General features: G+C 56.4%; 15 protein-coding genes. 8 read left to right on the top strand and 7 right to left on the bottom strand.

The genetic code is table 11. The features are described from left to right. Window positions 1–12: 12 nt before the first annotated feature. Window positions 13–531: a single-stranded DNA-binding protein gene (ssb, locus tag TR2A62_RS02710; RefSeq protein ID WP_009160794.1), complete on the bottom strand. Its 519-nt coding sequence runs from the start codon at window positions 529–531 to the stop codon at window positions 13–15. A 142-nt stretch (window positions 532–673) separates the two neighbouring features. Between ssb and TR2A62_RS02715 the strand changes: the two genes are divergently transcribed. Continuing rightward, a complete protein-coding gene (locus TR2A62_RS02715) occupies window positions 674–1,258 on the top strand; it encodes a lytic transglycosylase domain-containing protein (protein ID WP_040820086.1) in 585 nt (194 codons plus the stop codon). 57 nt (window positions 1,259–1,315) lie between these two features. Here TR2A62_RS02715 and TR2A62_RS02720 read toward each other — a convergent pair whose 3' ends face one another. The 6 genes from TR2A62_RS02720 to miaA form a co-directional block, all read right to left on the bottom strand. Next, complete coding sequence (locus TR2A62_RS02720) at window positions 1,316–3,406, bottom strand: ABC transporter ATP-binding protein (protein WP_009158180.1); 2,091 nt, start codon at window positions 3,404–3,406, stop codon at window positions 1,316–1,318. Between the two features lie 168 nt (window positions 3,407–3,574). Continuing rightward, window positions 3,575–5,029 carry an ABC transporter permease gene (locus TR2A62_RS02725; protein WP_009160322.1) on the bottom strand — a complete coding sequence of 485 codons (1,455 nt, stop codon included), beginning with the start codon at window positions 5,027–5,029 and terminating at the stop codon, window positions 3,575–3,577. Between the two features lie 12 nt (window positions 5,030–5,041). Further along, window positions 5,042–6,088: an ABC transporter permease gene (locus tag TR2A62_RS02730; RefSeq protein ID WP_009159505.1), complete on the bottom strand. Its 1,047-nt coding sequence runs from the start codon at window positions 6,086–6,088 to the stop codon at window positions 5,042–5,044. A 128-nt stretch (window positions 6,089–6,216) separates the two neighbouring features. Further along, a complete protein-coding gene (locus TR2A62_RS02735) occupies window positions 6,217–7,878 on the bottom strand; it encodes an ABC transporter substrate-binding protein (RefSeq protein WP_009158954.1) in 1,662 nt (553 codons plus the stop codon). 228 nt (window positions 7,879–8,106) lie between these two features. Continuing rightward, window positions 8,107–8,967, bottom strand: coding sequence for an AraC family transcriptional regulator (locus TR2A62_RS02740; RefSeq protein WP_009158285.1), 861 nt, complete (start codon window positions 8,965–8,967; stop codon window positions 8,107–8,109). Between the two features lie 200 nt (window positions 8,968–9,167). Then, on the bottom strand, window positions 9,168–10,031 hold the full coding sequence (miaA, locus tag TR2A62_RS02745; RefSeq protein WP_009157422.1) for a tRNA (adenosine(37)-N6)-dimethylallyltransferase MiaA: 864 nt from the start codon (window positions 10,029–10,031) through the stop codon (window positions 9,168–9,170). Window positions 10,032–10,152: 121 nt separating this feature from the next. On the opposite strand from miaA, the gene pyrH reads away from it, so the two are divergent. The 7 genes from pyrH to TR2A62_RS19310 all read left to right on the top strand — a co-directional run bounded on the left by pyrH (window position 10,153) and on the right by TR2A62_RS19310 (window position 15,922). Beyond that, window positions 10,153–10,878: a UMP kinase gene (gene pyrH / locus TR2A62_RS02750; protein ID WP_009160394.1), complete on the top strand. Its 726-nt coding sequence runs from the start codon at window positions 10,153–10,155 to the stop codon at window positions 10,876–10,878. A 126-nt stretch (window positions 10,879–11,004) separates the two neighbouring features. Then, window positions 11,005–11,568 (top strand): ribosome recycling factor, encoded by a 564-nt coding sequence (frr, locus tag TR2A62_RS02755; RefSeq protein ID WP_009159583.1) that lies wholly within the window; start codon window positions 11,005–11,007, stop codon window positions 11,566–11,568. Window positions 11,569–11,643: 75 nt separating this feature from the next. After that, a complete protein-coding gene (locus TR2A62_RS02760) occupies window positions 11,644–12,363 on the top strand; it encodes an isoprenyl transferase (RefSeq protein WP_009158702.1) in 720 nt (239 codons plus the stop codon). Between the two features lie 5 nt (window positions 12,364–12,368). Continuing rightward, window positions 12,369–13,166 (top strand): phosphatidate cytidylyltransferase, encoded by a 798-nt coding sequence (locus TR2A62_RS02765; protein WP_009160393.1) that lies wholly within the window; start codon window positions 12,369–12,371, stop codon window positions 13,164–13,166. After that, a complete protein-coding gene (dxr, locus tag TR2A62_RS02770; RefSeq protein WP_009160780.1) occupies window positions 13,163–14,332 on the top strand; it encodes a 1-deoxy-D-xylulose-5-phosphate reductoisomerase in 1,170 nt (389 codons plus the stop codon). The genes TR2A62_RS02765 and dxr overlap by 4 nt, the downstream gene beginning before the upstream one ends. Window positions 14,333–14,335: 3 nt before the next feature. Then, a complete protein-coding gene (gene rseP, locus TR2A62_RS02775; protein WP_009159968.1) occupies window positions 14,336–15,652 on the top strand; it encodes an RIP metalloprotease RseP in 1,317 nt (438 codons plus the stop codon). A 144-nt stretch (window positions 15,653–15,796) separates the two neighbouring features. Continuing rightward, window positions 15,797–15,922, top strand: coding sequence for a hypothetical protein (locus tag TR2A62_RS19310; protein ID WP_009159171.1), 126 nt, complete (start codon window positions 15,797–15,799; stop codon window positions 15,920–15,922). Window positions 15,923–15,952: the final 30 nt, after the last annotated feature.

Consider the following 15,952-nt stretch of genomic DNA (forward strand, 5'->3'; position numbering starts at 1 on the left):
GACACATATATCTTAGAACGGAATTTCGTCGTCGATGTTGCCACCGCCGCCACCACCTGATGGTGCGCCGCCACCGTCGCCGCCGCCGTAGCTGCCACCACCGCCATAGCTGCCGCCGGACTGGTCAGAAACGTAACCGCCACCACCGTAGCCGCTGCCACCACCGCCGCCGCCTTCGCTACGGCCGTCTAGCATGGTCAGGGTTGATGTGTATGGGCGCAGAACGACTTCGGTTGAATATCGGTCTTGGCCGGACTGGTCTTGCCACTTGCGGGTTTCCAGCTGGCCTTCGAGATAGACTTTCGATCCCTTGCGTAAATACTGCTCGGCAACGCGCGCCAAAGGTTCCGAGAAGATGGCAACGGAATGCCACTCGGTGCGCTCTTTGCGTTCACCTGTGTTGCGGTCTTTCCAGTTCTCGGAGGTTGCGATGCGCAAGTTGCACACTTTGCCGCCGTTTTGGAATGTACGCACCTCGGGATCACGCCCAAGATTGCCGATGAGAATGACTTTGTTCACGGATCCGGCCATATGTCAGAGCCCCCTTTGTCGAATCTGTTTGCAGTTGTCTGCACTCTACATGAGCGGAACGCGGTTAACAGGGGATGAAGGCTGGTCCTGCCCATATTTTGCGCTATAGTCCGCTCTAACGGATAGGTCTTGGGGTCCTGAGATGCGTTTTGCGAGTATAAGTCTGTCTGTTGCGATCGCGATAAGCGGTGCGCCGGTATGGTCCGACACGGTTTCGTCCCGTAGCAGCAGCGCGATTTTTCAGTCTCAATTGAATGTGCTGGATGGACGTGCGTCCTCTCAATATGCCAATTCCGTGCGCCTGCAACCACCGCGGGCCGAGGTGCCGGTTAAGAACACCACGCTGCGGTATAACGGGGCATATCGTGGGCAATATCTGAATGTAGCCAAAGCCGCTGCGCGTCGTCATGGCGTACCAGAAGACCTGTTTCTGCGGTTGGTCCAGCAAGAGAGCGCGTGGAACCCCAATGCGAAATCCAGCGCGGGTGCTTTGGGGCTGGCGCAGCTGATGCCGGCAACGGCACGGTATTTGCGGGTGAACCCAAATGATCCTGCGCAAAATCTAGATGGCGGGGCGCGGTATCTGCGCGAACAGTACCGCACGTTTGGCTCGTGGCGGCTGGCGCTTGCGGCGTATAACGCCGGTCCTGGCGCAGTTCAGCGTTACGGCGGTGTGCCACCGTTCGAAGAGACCCAGAACTATGTTCGGGTCATCTGGGGAAGCTGATTTTCTTTATTTTTCGGTTGGTTACCGCGCAAAGCGAAAGCTCTGCGCGGCAGTATCCTATTCCGCTGCGATCTTGATCACAGGTTCCATCTCGGCCAGATCGGCGTCTGACAGGTGGCACTTGATTTGAAGCCCATCGGACATCGTTTTCATCGGTGGGACGTCCTTTTCGCACAGACCGCCTGCAACCTTTGATTTCCAATTGCACCGCGTCTGGAACGGACAGCCGGGGGGCGGGTTCATTGCCGATGGAATATCGCCTTCGAGCACGATGTGCTTTTTCTCGACACTTGTGTCTGCGATCGGAACGGCGGACAGCAATGCCTCGGTATAGGGGTGGTATGGTGGGGCAAACACTTGGTCCGTTGTGCCCAATTCGACCACATGCCCAAGGTACATTACCATAACGCGATCAGATAGATAGCGGACGATGCTAAGGTCGTGACTGATGAATAGCAGCGTGGTTTTCTCCTCGCGCTGAATCTCCATCAACAGATCGGTGACAGCAGCCTGAACCGATACATCAAGCGCCGAAACAGGTTCGTCCGCGACAACGATCCGTGCACCACCGGCAAAGGCTCGGGCGATGCCGACACGCTGTTTTTGACCACCTGACAATTGCCGTGGCATCCGGTCGGAAAACGCACGTGGCAATTTGACTAAATCCAGCAAATTCAACATCTTATCGCGACGTTCGTCGTCGCTGTTGCCGATCTTGAAGACTTCGAGCGCGCGAATGATCTGACGACCGACGGTCATCGACGGGTTTAACGTGTCAAACGGGTTCTGGAACACCATCTGTACGTCGGACACGGTTTTGGTGTCGCGTGCTTCGATCGGGGTGCTGCCGATGCTTTGATTGTCGAGCAGAACCTCGCCCGATGTTGCAGTCTCAAGACCCATCAGAACCTTGGCAAAGGTGGATTTACCGCAACCGGATTCGCCCACGATGGCGAGCGTTTCGCTTTCATGCGCTTCAAAGCTGAGGGTCTCGTTGGCCTTGACGACTTTCTTGTTTTTGCCGCCGCCAAACAGGGCATTGGCGCTGACCTCGTAGTATTTCTTGAGGTCGTCCATGCGCAGGACCACATCGCCAATTTCGCCTTTTTCCTTTTGTTCTGCGACAGTTATAGGCGCATCCCAATCGATTTCACTGATCCGCATGCAGCGGCTTTCGTGACGGTCACCAAAGCTGACGCCGGACATCGGGATCGGACCTTTGTCACATGTTCCAGCCTCGAAATAGTCGCAGCGTGGGCCAAAGTTACACCCCATTGGGCGTTCGTGCGGCAACGGAAAGTTGCCAGGGATCGCCACAAGAGGGCGCGCATTTTTGTCAGCACCGGGCAATGGGATCGAACGGAACAGCGCCTGAGTGTAGGGGTGCTGCATTTTGTCGAACACGTCTTGGATGCTGCCGGTTTCGACCGTTTCGCCGGAATACATCACACAGATGCGGTCGCAGGTCTCTAGAACCAGCCCGAGGTTGTGCGAAATGAACAGCATCGACGTGCCGTATTTTGTGCCTAACTCTTTGACAAGTTGGACAATTCCCGCCTCAACCGTCACATCAAGCGCGGTTGTTGGTTCGTCCAGAATGAGCAAGCTGGGCTTGGACATCAGGGCCATCGCAATGACGATACGCTGCTGTTGGCCGCCAGAAAGCTGGTGCGGGAAGCTCTCCAAAATACGTTTTGGGTCGGGCAGTTTGACGTCAGTGACCACCTCGAGCGCCATCTGATAGGCCTCTTCCTTTGAAGTGCCCTCGTGGATCATCGGCACTTCCATCAGCTGTTTGCCGATCTTCATTGCGGGGTTCAAAGAGGCCATAGGCTCCTGATAAATCATGGCGATTTCGGATCCGCGGACGTCGCGCAGCTCTTCTTGGGACATCTGGCCCAGATCGCGGCCTTTGAATTTAATCGAGCCGCCAACGATGCGTCCGTTGACGCCGAGGTCCTGCATAACGCCCAGCGCCACGGTGGATTTACCGCAGCCGGATTCCCCAACGAGACCCATGGCCTCGCCCGGTTGGACGGTGCAGGAAAAATCCATCACCGCCGGGATTTCTCGCAGGCGGGTAAAGAAAGAGATCGATAGATTATCGATTTCCAGAATGGGGCCGTCATAGGTCGTGTGATCAGTCATGCTTGGCCCCTTGTTTTATGTATTTTGCGTAATTTCGGGTCTGAATTACGTAATTTGTATGTTTTGAAACGGCGCGTATTGGAACTGCGCGCGGCGGGTTGAAAATAAAAGCGACCAAGTCGTAAATATTTTCAACCCAGCGGGTCAGGATGTGGGACAGGGCGCGCATCAGTCTTTCAGACTTTCTTCGCGCAAGCCGTCTGCCAACAGGTTGAGACCCAGCACCAATGACAACAGGGACAACGCTGGTGGCAGAGCAGGGTGCAGGTAGATCGACAAGAGCTTGCGCCCTTCGTTGATCGTGCTGCCCCAGTCAGGGCTTTCAGGCGGCAGGCCGAGGCCAAAGAAGCCCAAGGTCCCAAGCAAGATGGTGGTGTAGCCAATGCGCAGACAGAAATCGACGATCAGCGGGCCACGTGCATTGGGCAGGATTTCCCACAGCATGATGTACCACGGACCTTCGCCACGGGTTTGGGCGGCGGCCACGTAGTCGCGGGTTTTGATGTCCAGTGTCAGGCCCCGGACAATACGGAACACGGTGGGCGAATTCACAAAGACCACCGACACAAACACCACGAGGATACCGCCGGGGATATCAAAGCGGTCGAGCGCCTGAGGCAGGATGTTGATGACCGTCCCTTTTTGGCTGACGATCATCAGGTAGACGATGATCATTGGGATCATCCATGCCGCCATGATGCGTGTCCGTTTCGCGGGTTCTGTGTAGAACCGCGACTGGATCAGGACCGCGACAAAGATCAGTGGGAACAAGAACAGAACCAACGCCATAAAGTTAGGCAGTCCTGTGGCGACGATCTCTGGTGTGACAAGGAGGTAGAACAACAGGATCACTGGGAAGGCGAGGATCAGGTTGGCGAGGAACGACAGGAACGTATCCAGTTTGCCGCCATAGTAACCTGCGGGCAGGCCCAGCGTGATACCAACCATAAAGGCAAAGATCGTGGCCAGTGGTGCGATTTGCACAACGACCCAAGCGCCTTTGACAACACGGCTGAACACGTCACGGGCCAGTGTATCTCCGCCCAATAGGTAGTGCGCGCCGGGGATCATTTCGGATGCTCCGGGGACGGCCATACCGGGGGTTTTGTTCTTGAGGCCCGAAACCTGAGACAGTTCGTCATGGGTGACGATCAAATCCAGAGGGCCACCCAAAACCGCGGTGAACACCCAGAACATCACCAGACCGAAGCCGATCATGCCGATGGGGCTGTCAAAGAGTTTTCCATAGAGCCCGAGGCGGCGTTTGAAGGTGATCGACAGCACATAGGTGACGATCAGGGCGATCCAAACGGGCAGGAATTGTTTGGCGATTGCGCCAACGATACCTGTGCTGCCGTAAGGCATGACAACGCCCAAGATGATGTAGCCCAAGAGGCACAGCACGATGCCGGTAAAGGCGATCTTGATCCCCACACCAGCAAATTCCTGTGGGCCGCGCGTGATGTTCAATGTGCCGTCAGGGTTGGTCGAAACTGCCCCCGGTGCGGTCACAAAAGAAAGCGCGATCTGAGCCACGATGAAGGCGACCAGTGAGATCATCAGCACCAAGAGAGCGGGGTCGATGTAGCCAGAAAGGGCACCTGTCCAAGTCAGTTGTTCCATTGATCTGGCCCCTTATGAAATGCGAATGCGTGGATTGAGGAAGACATAGCCGATGTCCGAGATCAGTTGGGTGACAAGCACCACGATCACAGACACAACCGACACGCCGAGCAAGAGTTCGATATCGTTGTTACCGGCCGCTTGGACCAGCACCCATCCGAACCCTTTGTAGTTAAAGAGCGTCTCGACGATCACCACGCCGTTCAAGAGCCACGGGAATTGCAGCATGATGACGGTAAAGGGTGCGATCAGCGCGTTGCGCAAGGCGTGCTTCATAACAATGTTAGGAAAGCTGACGCCCTTGAGCCGTGCAGTTCGGATGTATTGCGCGGTCATGACTTCGGTCATCGAGGCGCGCGTCATTCGGGCGATATAGCCCATGCCGTAGAGTGCGATGGTTAGCACCGGCAGAAAGAAGTTGTTGAAGGTCGCATCGTCCATCGCCGATGTGGCTGTGCCTTTGAACCATTTTAGGCCCACGGCAGATGACGCAAAGATGGCGATAAAGATCACACCCGAGACATATTCTGGCGTCGCGGTGGTCGCGATTGAAAAGGTCGATAGTGTGCGGTCGGTTCGAGAGCCTTCTCGCATACCCGCAAGCACGCCCAGCAACAGCGCACCGGGCACCATCAGCAGCATAACAAAGAACATCAGTTTGCCTGTCAGCCCCAGTCGAGTGCTGACGATATCGCCCACGCGGTCTTTGAACACCGTCGAGTTGCCCCATTCGCCCTGAAGGATGCCACAGAATGTGGGCGCGTCTTCGACGGCTTGTTGTGGGGAGGCACAGCGGGCGCGGGTGGTGCCGTCGGTGCCTTCGATCACATAACCGGGGACAACGCCCAGCCATTGGCCGTATTTCAGAGGGAGGGGATCCATATAGCCGCGATTGCCAAGCCAAGTGACAACATCCGCGTCGGACATTCGGTTGTTCGCCTGATTTTTCGCGAGTTTTTCAAGGTTCGGAAAGAGGTTCGTCAGAAAGAAGACGATAAATGTCAGGCAGAGGGCCGTGAGGATCATCACCCCCAAGCGGCGTAAAATAAACAGTCCCATTTTGGCCCCTGTCGGTCAGTTGGGTGCAGCGCCGCACAGTTGTCTGTGTCTAGAAATCGCGCATGCGGTGTATTCGAGAGAAAAAGGGCCGCCCCGACATATCGGAGCGGCCCAATTATGAGATCGTCTTAGGACTCGACCGAGTACTTGTAGATCTGTGGCAGATACGCGATGTGCATATCGGTGCCATTTACGCCATCGCGTGCGTGGCGATAGAGCGAGCGCCAGTATGGCTGAATGGTCACGCCTTCTTCGACCATGATGCCCTGCAGTTTGCCCATCACAACACGACGAGCGTCTGCATCAGCGATCGAGTTTGCCTCTGCCAGCAGTGCGTCGAATTCGTCGTTGGCAAAGCCAGCTTCGTTCCACGGCACACCGGATTTATAAGCAAGACCCAGAACCTGAGTGCCCAGTGGGCGGTGGTTCCAGTTGGTCGATGAGAACGGATATTTCGCCCAGTCGTTCCAGAAGGTCGAGCCAGGCAAGATTGTACGTTTCACAGGAATACCTGCGTCACGCAGCTGAGCCGCCACCGCATCGGTGGTGTTCTTGCGCCAGTCGTCGTCGATCGAGATCAGCTCGTGCTCGTAGTCAGCCATGCCGGCCTCTGCCATCAAGGCAGCAGCACCTGCTGGATCGTGCGGAATGCGGCCCATGGAAGGGTCGTGCTCTGGGTGCACAGGCGCGACGTGGTGGTTTTCGGCAGGAACACCGAGACCCGCGTTGCCCAGCTCGAGGCAGATCGCGTTGTCGACAGCCATAGCAATCGCCTGACGAACGCGTTTGTCTGCGTAAGGCTTGACGCCATCAACTTCGGCTTGCTGGTTCGGACGGATAACAACAGTCGCGCCCGAGACAACCTCGGATTTGTTCCAGCCGATGCCGTCAAAGATTTCTACAAAGTCGCCGACGTTTTCATAGAGCACGTCGATTTCTTCTGCTTCAGCAGCAGCCAACCATGCGGATGGGTCTGTGCCGTAGTCGACGTATTCGATACGGTCGAGGTGGAAACCACCGCCTTCGTAACCTTCGTCGCCCCACCAAGCGTGGTCGCCTTTTTCGAGGACAGCTTTGACGCCGACTTCGTTCGAGGTGATGACCATTGGGCCTGTGCCGACCAACTGGTCGAGAGGGGCTGCTGCATCGTATGATGCGTGTGTCACAGCGGCAGGATAGTCTGCCATGCCAGGGATCACAGTGATGTCTGGGCCGTTGAGAACCAGTTTCACAGTGTTTGCGTCCATAACAGAGATCGCACCGTCGCGCGCTTGGCCAGTGGCCTCGTCAACGAGCGATGTCATGCGCGACGCCATCGAGTTACCCTCGAGGGACGTGTCACACCAGCCGGTGATGACGCGGGCCACGTCGTCAGCTGTAAAGTCGTCGCCGTTGTTCCACTTGACGCCCTGACGCACGTTCAGAGTGTACTCTGTCGCGTCTGCGTTTGCTTCCCAGCTTTCGACCAGCATGCCGTTGAACGTACCGTCAGAGTTGTACTCGACCAGATATTCAGTTGTGCCAGCAGTGACGAACGCCATCTGGGTCCAGTCGTATGTGCGTGGGTCTTTGTGCGCGCGGACTTCCATCTGCATGCGCAATGTGCCGCCTTTGGTTGCGTGTGCTGCTGCGTGAGCCGGTGTTTCAAGACCGATCAGGCCATAAGCACCAGCGGCTGTGACACCCAATGCGGTTGTGCGTGCTAGGAACTCGCGGCGGCTAAGATCGCCTGCCTCGTGCTCATCCGCATACATCTTGGCCGCTGGATGTGTGTTCATTGACTGCGTCATACTTTTCTCCCTGTTGACACATTACGTGCAGCGGGAGGGTGACAGCGTCATTCCAAGCAATTGCTTTGTGACATCTTTTTCAGCCAAATGGCCGTGCCGCTCCCCCGCGGTGTGTCTGCCATTCGGCATTGTTTAAACTACAAGGTCAACGGTTGGTTTCTGAATTTGGGTCACAAATGCGACATTTAACTAGTTTGTTTGCGACTCCGAGACGCTTTGGCTGAGGATTCAGTGTCTGGACGCAGAATGCTGCGGGTGCACGGTCGATTGCGCGCGAAATGCCGACGGTGTGAGCCCAGTTTCGGCCTGAAAGCGGCGAGTGAAGTAGGCGGCCGAGCGGAATCCAAGGCTGGATGCGATCTCGCAAATCGGGCGACTGGTTTCAGACAACTGCTTGCGCGCTTCGAATAAAATTCGGTCATTCAAGAGCTTGAGGGCGGAGCGGCCACAGGTTTGTTGGCAGCACCGTGTCAGATGTGTCGGGGTGACGTTGAGCTTGCGGGCATATTCCGTGACACCTTGTTCGCTGTGAAATTCCGTCGCGATTAGTTTAGTATAACGGCGCACCAGACGTGCGGCAGAACTGTCGGGCAGGGTGGTTTCGGACAAAAGCCGCGTTTGGCGCTCGACAAAAACGCTGATCATGCCGGCGTGGTGGACTGCTGCGCGGTCACTGCCGGGGTCGGTTGATGCGTTTTCGCGCTCGAGGTTATCGAGCAGGGACATGAATTCCTTTTGCTGTACGACATCTCGTAGACGTAAATGGATTGGCTGTGCAGACCAGTCACCGGCAAGAGACAGTGGCAGGGTGATCTGTTGACCAAAGGTGTGCACGCCCACGTCATATCCATGCAGAGTGCCAGGTGGGATATAGATGAGGTTGTTTGCACCAAAACCGCGGGTCTGACCCGATAGGGTAATGCGGCCCTGACCGCGGGTGATCCATAACAGGCGTGGAGCAGCATGGCTGCGCATAGCGGCCGTGCGCCAATGACCGTGCTGTGCCAGCGATGTAATCGATACAATTTCCAGCCGCTCAGTGTCGACACCGGTTTTGTCCGCAAAAGCGGAAATATCTGTAACTGTCATGAACTGCCCCGTTCTTTGCCTGTTGTCTCTGCCTTTGGTCCGCCATTTTTTGACGGGGTTCGAACTTGGACGCTTTTACCGAGCGATGTTCGATTAGTGAAAGATTATCCGATAACCCCTTGTTTTTGAAGCCACGAGATATGGGAAATGGGCAAGGGTGCGTCTCAAGATATGGGTCAGGGGCCGATGTGTAGATTTGGCTAGGACAGGGCGATCGCGTTCCAATCGCGCATACGTTTTCGGAACCATGTGCGCTGTCGTTTGGCGTATTGTTGGGTCTGGGTGATGGTAGCAGCACGCGCATCGTCGAGGGTCATTTTGCCGTGGTGATGTGCGATCAGTTCCGATGCGCCGATTGCCTTGGATGAATGGTGGTTCGCGTCCCAAGTGGGGGCCATTGCGGCCACTTCGTCTAGCGCGCCCATTTCAATCATCAGATCAAAGCGGCGTGCAATGCGGTCGTTCAACCAGTCGCGGTCCGCGTTCAGCACAATAGGTGTACAGGCGTCAAGCGGCAGCAGCGGCGGCGGTGTGTCGTCCTGCCAATCAGCAAGCGGGCGACCGGTGGCAGTCAGCACCTCCCACGCGCGCTGGACCCGTGCGCGGTTTTGGGTGTCGATACGTGCGGTGGTCTGCGGATCAAGGGCGGCAAGCAAGGCGTCGAGCGTCAGCGTGTTGCCGTGATCGCGCACATCGGCAGGTGTTTCGGGAATATCGGCGAGTCCTTGGGTCAGGGCCGCAAAGTTAAGCCCAGTGCCGCCAACAATGATGGGACGCTCGGGTCCGGTGACAAAAGGCGTGACATCGCGCAGCCAATCCCCCGCAGAATAGGACGCATCATAGGGCACATGGCCATAAAGAACGTGCGCGGCGCGGGCCAAATCATCCGCCTGAGGGCAGGCTGTGAGGATCGACCAGCCACCAAAAACCTGCAACGCGTCTGCATTGACGATCACACCACCACCAGATTGGGCGATATCCAGCGCGAGCGCGGATTTGCCACTTGCGGTTGCGCCGGCAATCAGAACAGATCTTTGGGTCGGTATATCTTTTATATTTATCATCTTGCAGCGCGTTCTTTATGTAATTTTTAAATCCATTTAGAAAACCCGCACGCGGGGCATTGAACCTACTCTCTTTTTGCTACATTTTGTGGCGAAGCAAAAGAGCAAGGGGACTTCTGCGATGAGTGACACCGAAACTGCGGCGTTCAAACGGGTCCTTTTGAAGATTTCAGGTGAAGCCTTGATGGGGGATCAAGGGTACGGCCTGCATCCCCCGACAGTTCAGCGGATCGCCAAAGAGGTCAAGACAGTCCACGAGATGGGTGTCGAGATTTGCATGGTGATCGGCGGCGGCAACATTTTCCGCGGCTTGCAAGGCAGCGCACAGGGCATGGAGCGGACCACGGCCGACTATATGGGCATGTTGGCGACCGTCATGAACGCACTGGCGATGCAATCTGCATTGGAAGAGTTGGACATCCACACACGGGTGATCAGCGCTATCCCGATGGATCAGGTCTGTGAGCCGTATATTCGCAGACGCGCGGTGCGCCACCTCGAGAAAAAGCGCGTATGCATTTTCGCGGCGGGCACAGGCAACCCGTATTTCACTACGGACACTGCGGCCACGCTGCGCGCGTCCGAGATGGCCTGCGAGGCGATCTTTAAGGGCACCAAGGTTGACGGTGTGTATGACAAAGACCCAGCCAAGCATGATGATGCGGTGCGGTATGACGATGTGACCTATGACGAGGTGCTGCAAAAGCATCTGGGTGTCATGGATGCCAGCGCGATCGCTTTGGCGCGCGATAACAACCTGCCGATCATCGTCTTTAGCCTAGACGAACCCGGCGGGTTCCGTGGCATTCTGGCGGGCGAGGGCACCTACACCCGCGTCCACGACTGAGTCAGACCGCCTTATTTGCGAATAATCTGCGCCACTGCTGCACAGGACGAGGCTATACAAGCCCCCTGTGTTGGCGGTATATCTAGGAAAACCCGCCGTTATGGCAAACAAGACGGGACCTGAGCGATGAGCGATGATCTAGAAATTGATACTGACGACCTGACACGCCGCATGGATGGCGCAATGGCAAACCTACGCACCGAATTTGCGTCGTTGCGGACAGGTCGCGCCTCTGGCTCGATGCTCGAGCCGGTGATGGTAGATGCCTACGGCACAATGACCCCAATCAATCAGGTTGGTACTGTGAACGTGCCAGAGCCACGCATGGTGACGATCAACGTTTGGGACAAGGGGTTGGTCAACAAGGTCGAAAAGGCCATCCGCGAGAGCGGTCTGGGCATTAATCCGCAAATGAACGGCACCATCATCATGCTGCCGATCCCCGAATTGAACGAAGAGCGTCGCCGCGAGCTAACAAAAGTTGCGGCCAGCTATGCCGAAAACGCTCGCGTGTCTGTGCGCAATGTGCGCCGCGACGGAATGGTTCAGATCAAAAAGGGCAAAGCCGCTGGCATGCCTGAAGATGATCAAAAGCTTTGGGAAACCGAAGTGCAGGAATTGACTGATAGCTTTATCAAGCAGGTCGATGGTGCGCTGGAGACCAAGCAAGAAGAGATCATGCAAGTTTAAGACATTTAGACCCCGCGCGATTGTTCGGGGTCTCTTTTTTATATAACATTTGATGATTGAATAGAGTGAGACGCAATGTCTGAGACAGAGACCCAAGGGCCGCGTCATGTTGCCGTGATTATGGATGGCAATGGGCGGTGGGCACAGTCGCGAGGTCGGCCACGTTTGTTTGGCCATCACGCAGGCGCAAAGCGTGTGCGCGAGATCGTTAACGTCTGTCCGAAGCTTGGGGTCAAGTATCTGACAATATTCGCATTTTCGACTGAAAACTGGAAACGAACCCAGACCGAAGTTTCGGGTCTGATGAAACTGTTCCGCCGGTATATCCAGCGCGAGGCGCAGGATTTGCTGCGCGAAGGTGTGCGGGTCCGCTTTATTGGTGACCGTGTCCGTCTCGACGAACGTCTGGTGCGGATGATGGATGATCTCGAATTGCTGACCAGCGACAATGATGCTGTTCATCTGACGATTGCGCTGAATTACGGGGGCCGCGACGAGGTGGCCCGCGCGACCAAGCGTCTGGCCTATGATGTTGAACAGGGCCGGTTGTCCTACAAGGACGTCACGGACGAAACATTGGCCAAATACCTTGATACCAGCGTGTTGCCAGATCCCGATCTCGTTGTGCGGACCAGTGGTGAGGCGCGGATCAGCAACTTTCTTTTGTGGCAGTCGGCCTATGCCGAATACGAATTTATCGACACGCTGTGGCCGGACTTTACCGAGGCCGAGTTTGCACAGGTTGTGGGCCGTTATGGCGCGCGCGACCGGCGCTTTGGCGCGGTTAAGGTGTAGCTGACATGGCGGGGGGCAACTGGGATGATCTGACGGTTCGCATCACAAGTGGTGCGGCGATGGCTGTTGTTGGAATTGCGGCGATTGTCGCAGGTGGCGTCTGGTTTCAGATGTTGGCGGTTTTTGTCACGGCTGTGATGGTTTGGGAGCTCTGGATGATGATCCAGCCCGACCGTCCGACACCGGGCATGTTGATGGCGGCCTTTGTCGCCAGTGTTTTTAGCGGATTTTTGTCCACCGAACGGGAATGGCTGTGGGTGTTCATGGCGATTGCGCCTTTGGTCGGAGCTATGGCCATTCGGACCAGACCCCGCGAACGGATGACGTTTTTCCTGTTTTGCTTTGGCATTCAGCTGGCTGGGTTCGGGTTGGTCGTCTTTCGGGCTGACTTTAGCCTCGCGTATTTGCTGTGGTTGGTGTCGATCGTCGTGGCGACCGACATTTTTGGCTATTTTGCGGGCCGCGCGTTTGGCGGCCCCAAGTTCTGGCCTGCGATCAGCCCCAAGAAAACATGGAGCGGAACCATCGCAGGCTGGATTGCTGCAGCTTTGATCGGCGTCGCGTTTTGGTTCTATACCAAGGCCGGAGCGAGCGTGATCTGGTTGTCCGTCTTGCTTAGCTTTTCAGGACAAATGGGCGATATCGCCGAGAGTGCATTGAAACGGCGCACGGGCGTCAAAGACAGCAGCACGCTGATCCCGGGGCATGGCGGTTTGTTCGACCGGTTTGATGCGCTGTTGGGCGCGTCGTTGGTTCTATTGATCATCGCATACTTGTTTGACGTGCCGGGGGTTCGTTTTTGAGGCGGGTCAGTATTTTCGGCGCCACGGGGTCGATTGGGCAGAACACCATTGATTTGATCCGGCGCGCACCTGACGCCTACGATGTTGTGGCCCTAACGGGTGGCCGCAATGTCGAACAATTGTCGCGCGATGCGGTCGAGTTGGGCGCGCAAATTGCGGTGACCTGCTACGAAGACTGTTTGGCGCCATTGCGCGATGCGTTGGCTGGCACCGATGTCGAGGTTGCAGCAGGTGATGCAGCTATCGCCGAGGCCGCAACACGGCCCGTGGATTGGGTGATGTCGGCCATTGTTGGTGCTGCGGGTTTGGTGCCCGGACTGCGGGCGCTAGAGCAGGGCGCGACATTGGCGTTGGCCAACAAAGAGAGCCTCGTGACCGCTGGCCAGTTGATCATGGGAGCAGCGGCGGCGCATGACGCGCGCATCCTTCCTGTCGACAGTGAACATTCTGCGGTTTTTCAGGCCTTGGTTGGCGAGAATATCGAAGAGGTTGAGCGGGTGATCATCACCGCCTCGGGTGGCGCATTTCGAGATTGGCCGATCCAAGATCTGGCGGGGGCAACATTGGCCCAAGCGTCGTCGCATCCAAACTGGGACATGGGGCAGCGGATTACAATCGACAGCGCAAGCATGTTTAACAAAGCGTTGGAACTGATTGAAACCAGAGAGTTTTTTGACATTCCACCTGCGTCAATTGAAACGATTGTACACCATGAAAGCATGATCCACGCGATGGTTGGTTTCCGTGATGGTGGCATCATGGCGCATGTGGGGCCGCCCGATATGCGGCATGCAATTGGCTATGCGCTGCACTGGCCTGAACGGCAGGATTTACCGGTTGAGCGGTTGGACTTTGCCAAATTGGGACAGTTCACATTCCGCGCCCCTGATCCCGCGCGCTATCCGGCGTTGACGGTGGCGCGGGACGTCATGGAGACGCGTGGATTGTCGGGCGCTGTATTCAATGCCGCCAAAGAGCGTGCGCTAGATGGGTTCATCGCAGGCGACATCGGGTTTTTGCAGATGGCCGATGTGGTGGCTGAGACGTTGAACAAAATGTCATCCGAGCTGTGCCTTGGAATTGCCGAACTCACGTTAGATAAGGTGCAAGACACTGATGCCCTGTCGCGCATTCGCGCAGGCGAAATAATTCAAGAGATGGGATAACCCGTGCAGGACATTCTGGGACAATTCGGCAGCTTTGGCTTTACGATGGTGGCATTTGTGGTCGCGCTGTCAATCATCGTGGCTATTCATGAATATGGACATTACATCGTCGGCCGCTGGTGCGGGATTGATGCGGATGTGTTCAGCCTGGGCTTTGGTCCTGTCTTGTACAGCCGCGTGGATAAACGCGGCACACAGTGGCAGGTCGCGGCATTGCCCTTTGGCGGGTATGTCAAATTTGCAGGCGACGCCAATGCCGCAAGCGTGGGTGGGGATAGTGATGTTCCACGGGCGCGCAACACGATGATGGGTGCGCCGCTCTGGGCACGCTCGTTGACGGTTGCTGCAGGACCCGTTTTCAATTTTATTCTGTCTTTTCTGATCTTTATGATGTTCGCGCTGATTTATGGCACCCCAAGCCAAAAGATGATCATCGCCGAGATGACGCCGCTGCCTGACAGCTATGTGCAAGAGTTGCAGGTCGGTGACGAAGTGTTGGAAATCGCAGGCATGACGGTTCCGGACTATGACGTCATCGGGCCGTTCCTGAATTCACTACCGATTGAAAAGACGCTGGATTACCGCGTGTTGCGGAACGGCGAAGAGATCACCGTTCAGGCGCCGCATCCGCGCCCGCCGGTCGCCAGTGGTGTTAGCCTAGAGAGTGCTGCACGTGATGCAGGTGTCGAAGTGGGCGATGTCATCACCGCAGTGGGCGGCACGCCGATTTGGGTCTTTGACGAATTGGTGGCGGCTGTGGCTGCAGCAGATGGCGGACCTGTTGATCTGACTGTCCAGCGCGGCGATGAGACGTTGGAGTTCTCACTAACTCCGCGCGTCACAGCCGAGCCGACAGCTGGTGGCGGTTTCCAGAACAATTTCCGCATCGGTATTGCGGCCTCGACGTTCTATCAGCCTGCGACCGAATCCGTTGGATTGTGGACCGCAATCACTGGTTCAGTGGGGCGCGTTTGGGACATCATCGCCCAGTCGGTTTCCGGTTTGGGTGCGATGATCACCGGACAAATTTCAACCTGTAACCTGAGCGGCCCAATTGGAATCGCACAGGCCAGCGGTGCGATGGCCAGCCAAGGTGGTGTGAGCTTTATTTCGTTTGTGGCGTTGCTCAGCACGGCGGTGGGTCTCTTGAACCTGTTTCCGGTGCCTGTGCTCGACGGTGGACATCTGGTGTTTCATGCCTACGAGGCGGTCACTGGGCGCGAGCCATCCGAGGGTGCGTTGCGGGTGCTGATGGCGCTGGGTCTGGGTCTGATCCTGACGCTGATGGTGTTCGCGGTGTTCACGGATATGTTCTGCTAAACCTTTGTTTTACGAGGGTTGAGGGCTGATTTCCGCCCGTTCGCGGGCGAATTGCCCCCAAAGCACCAAGCCGCTGCCGCAATCGTGCCACAATCAGGGGCGATGTATTTGGTCAGCGACACATGTAACCAAAGTGAGTGAACCATGCAGACTATTGCGACAGGATACCGTGGATTGTCATTGTTGATCGATATCAACTGGGATCGTTTGCTCTATGGTGCCACGATCATTTTCGCTCTTTGGGGCGGGTCATTCCTAGGCTCAATGTAGCCCGATCGGCGGGGCTCCGCCGGACTTGAA

Source organism: Thalassobium sp. R2A62, from assembly GCF_000161835.1.
In the GTDB taxonomy this organism is placed as follows: Bacteria; Pseudomonadota; Alphaproteobacteria; order Rhodobacterales; family Rhodobacteraceae; genus Thalassobium.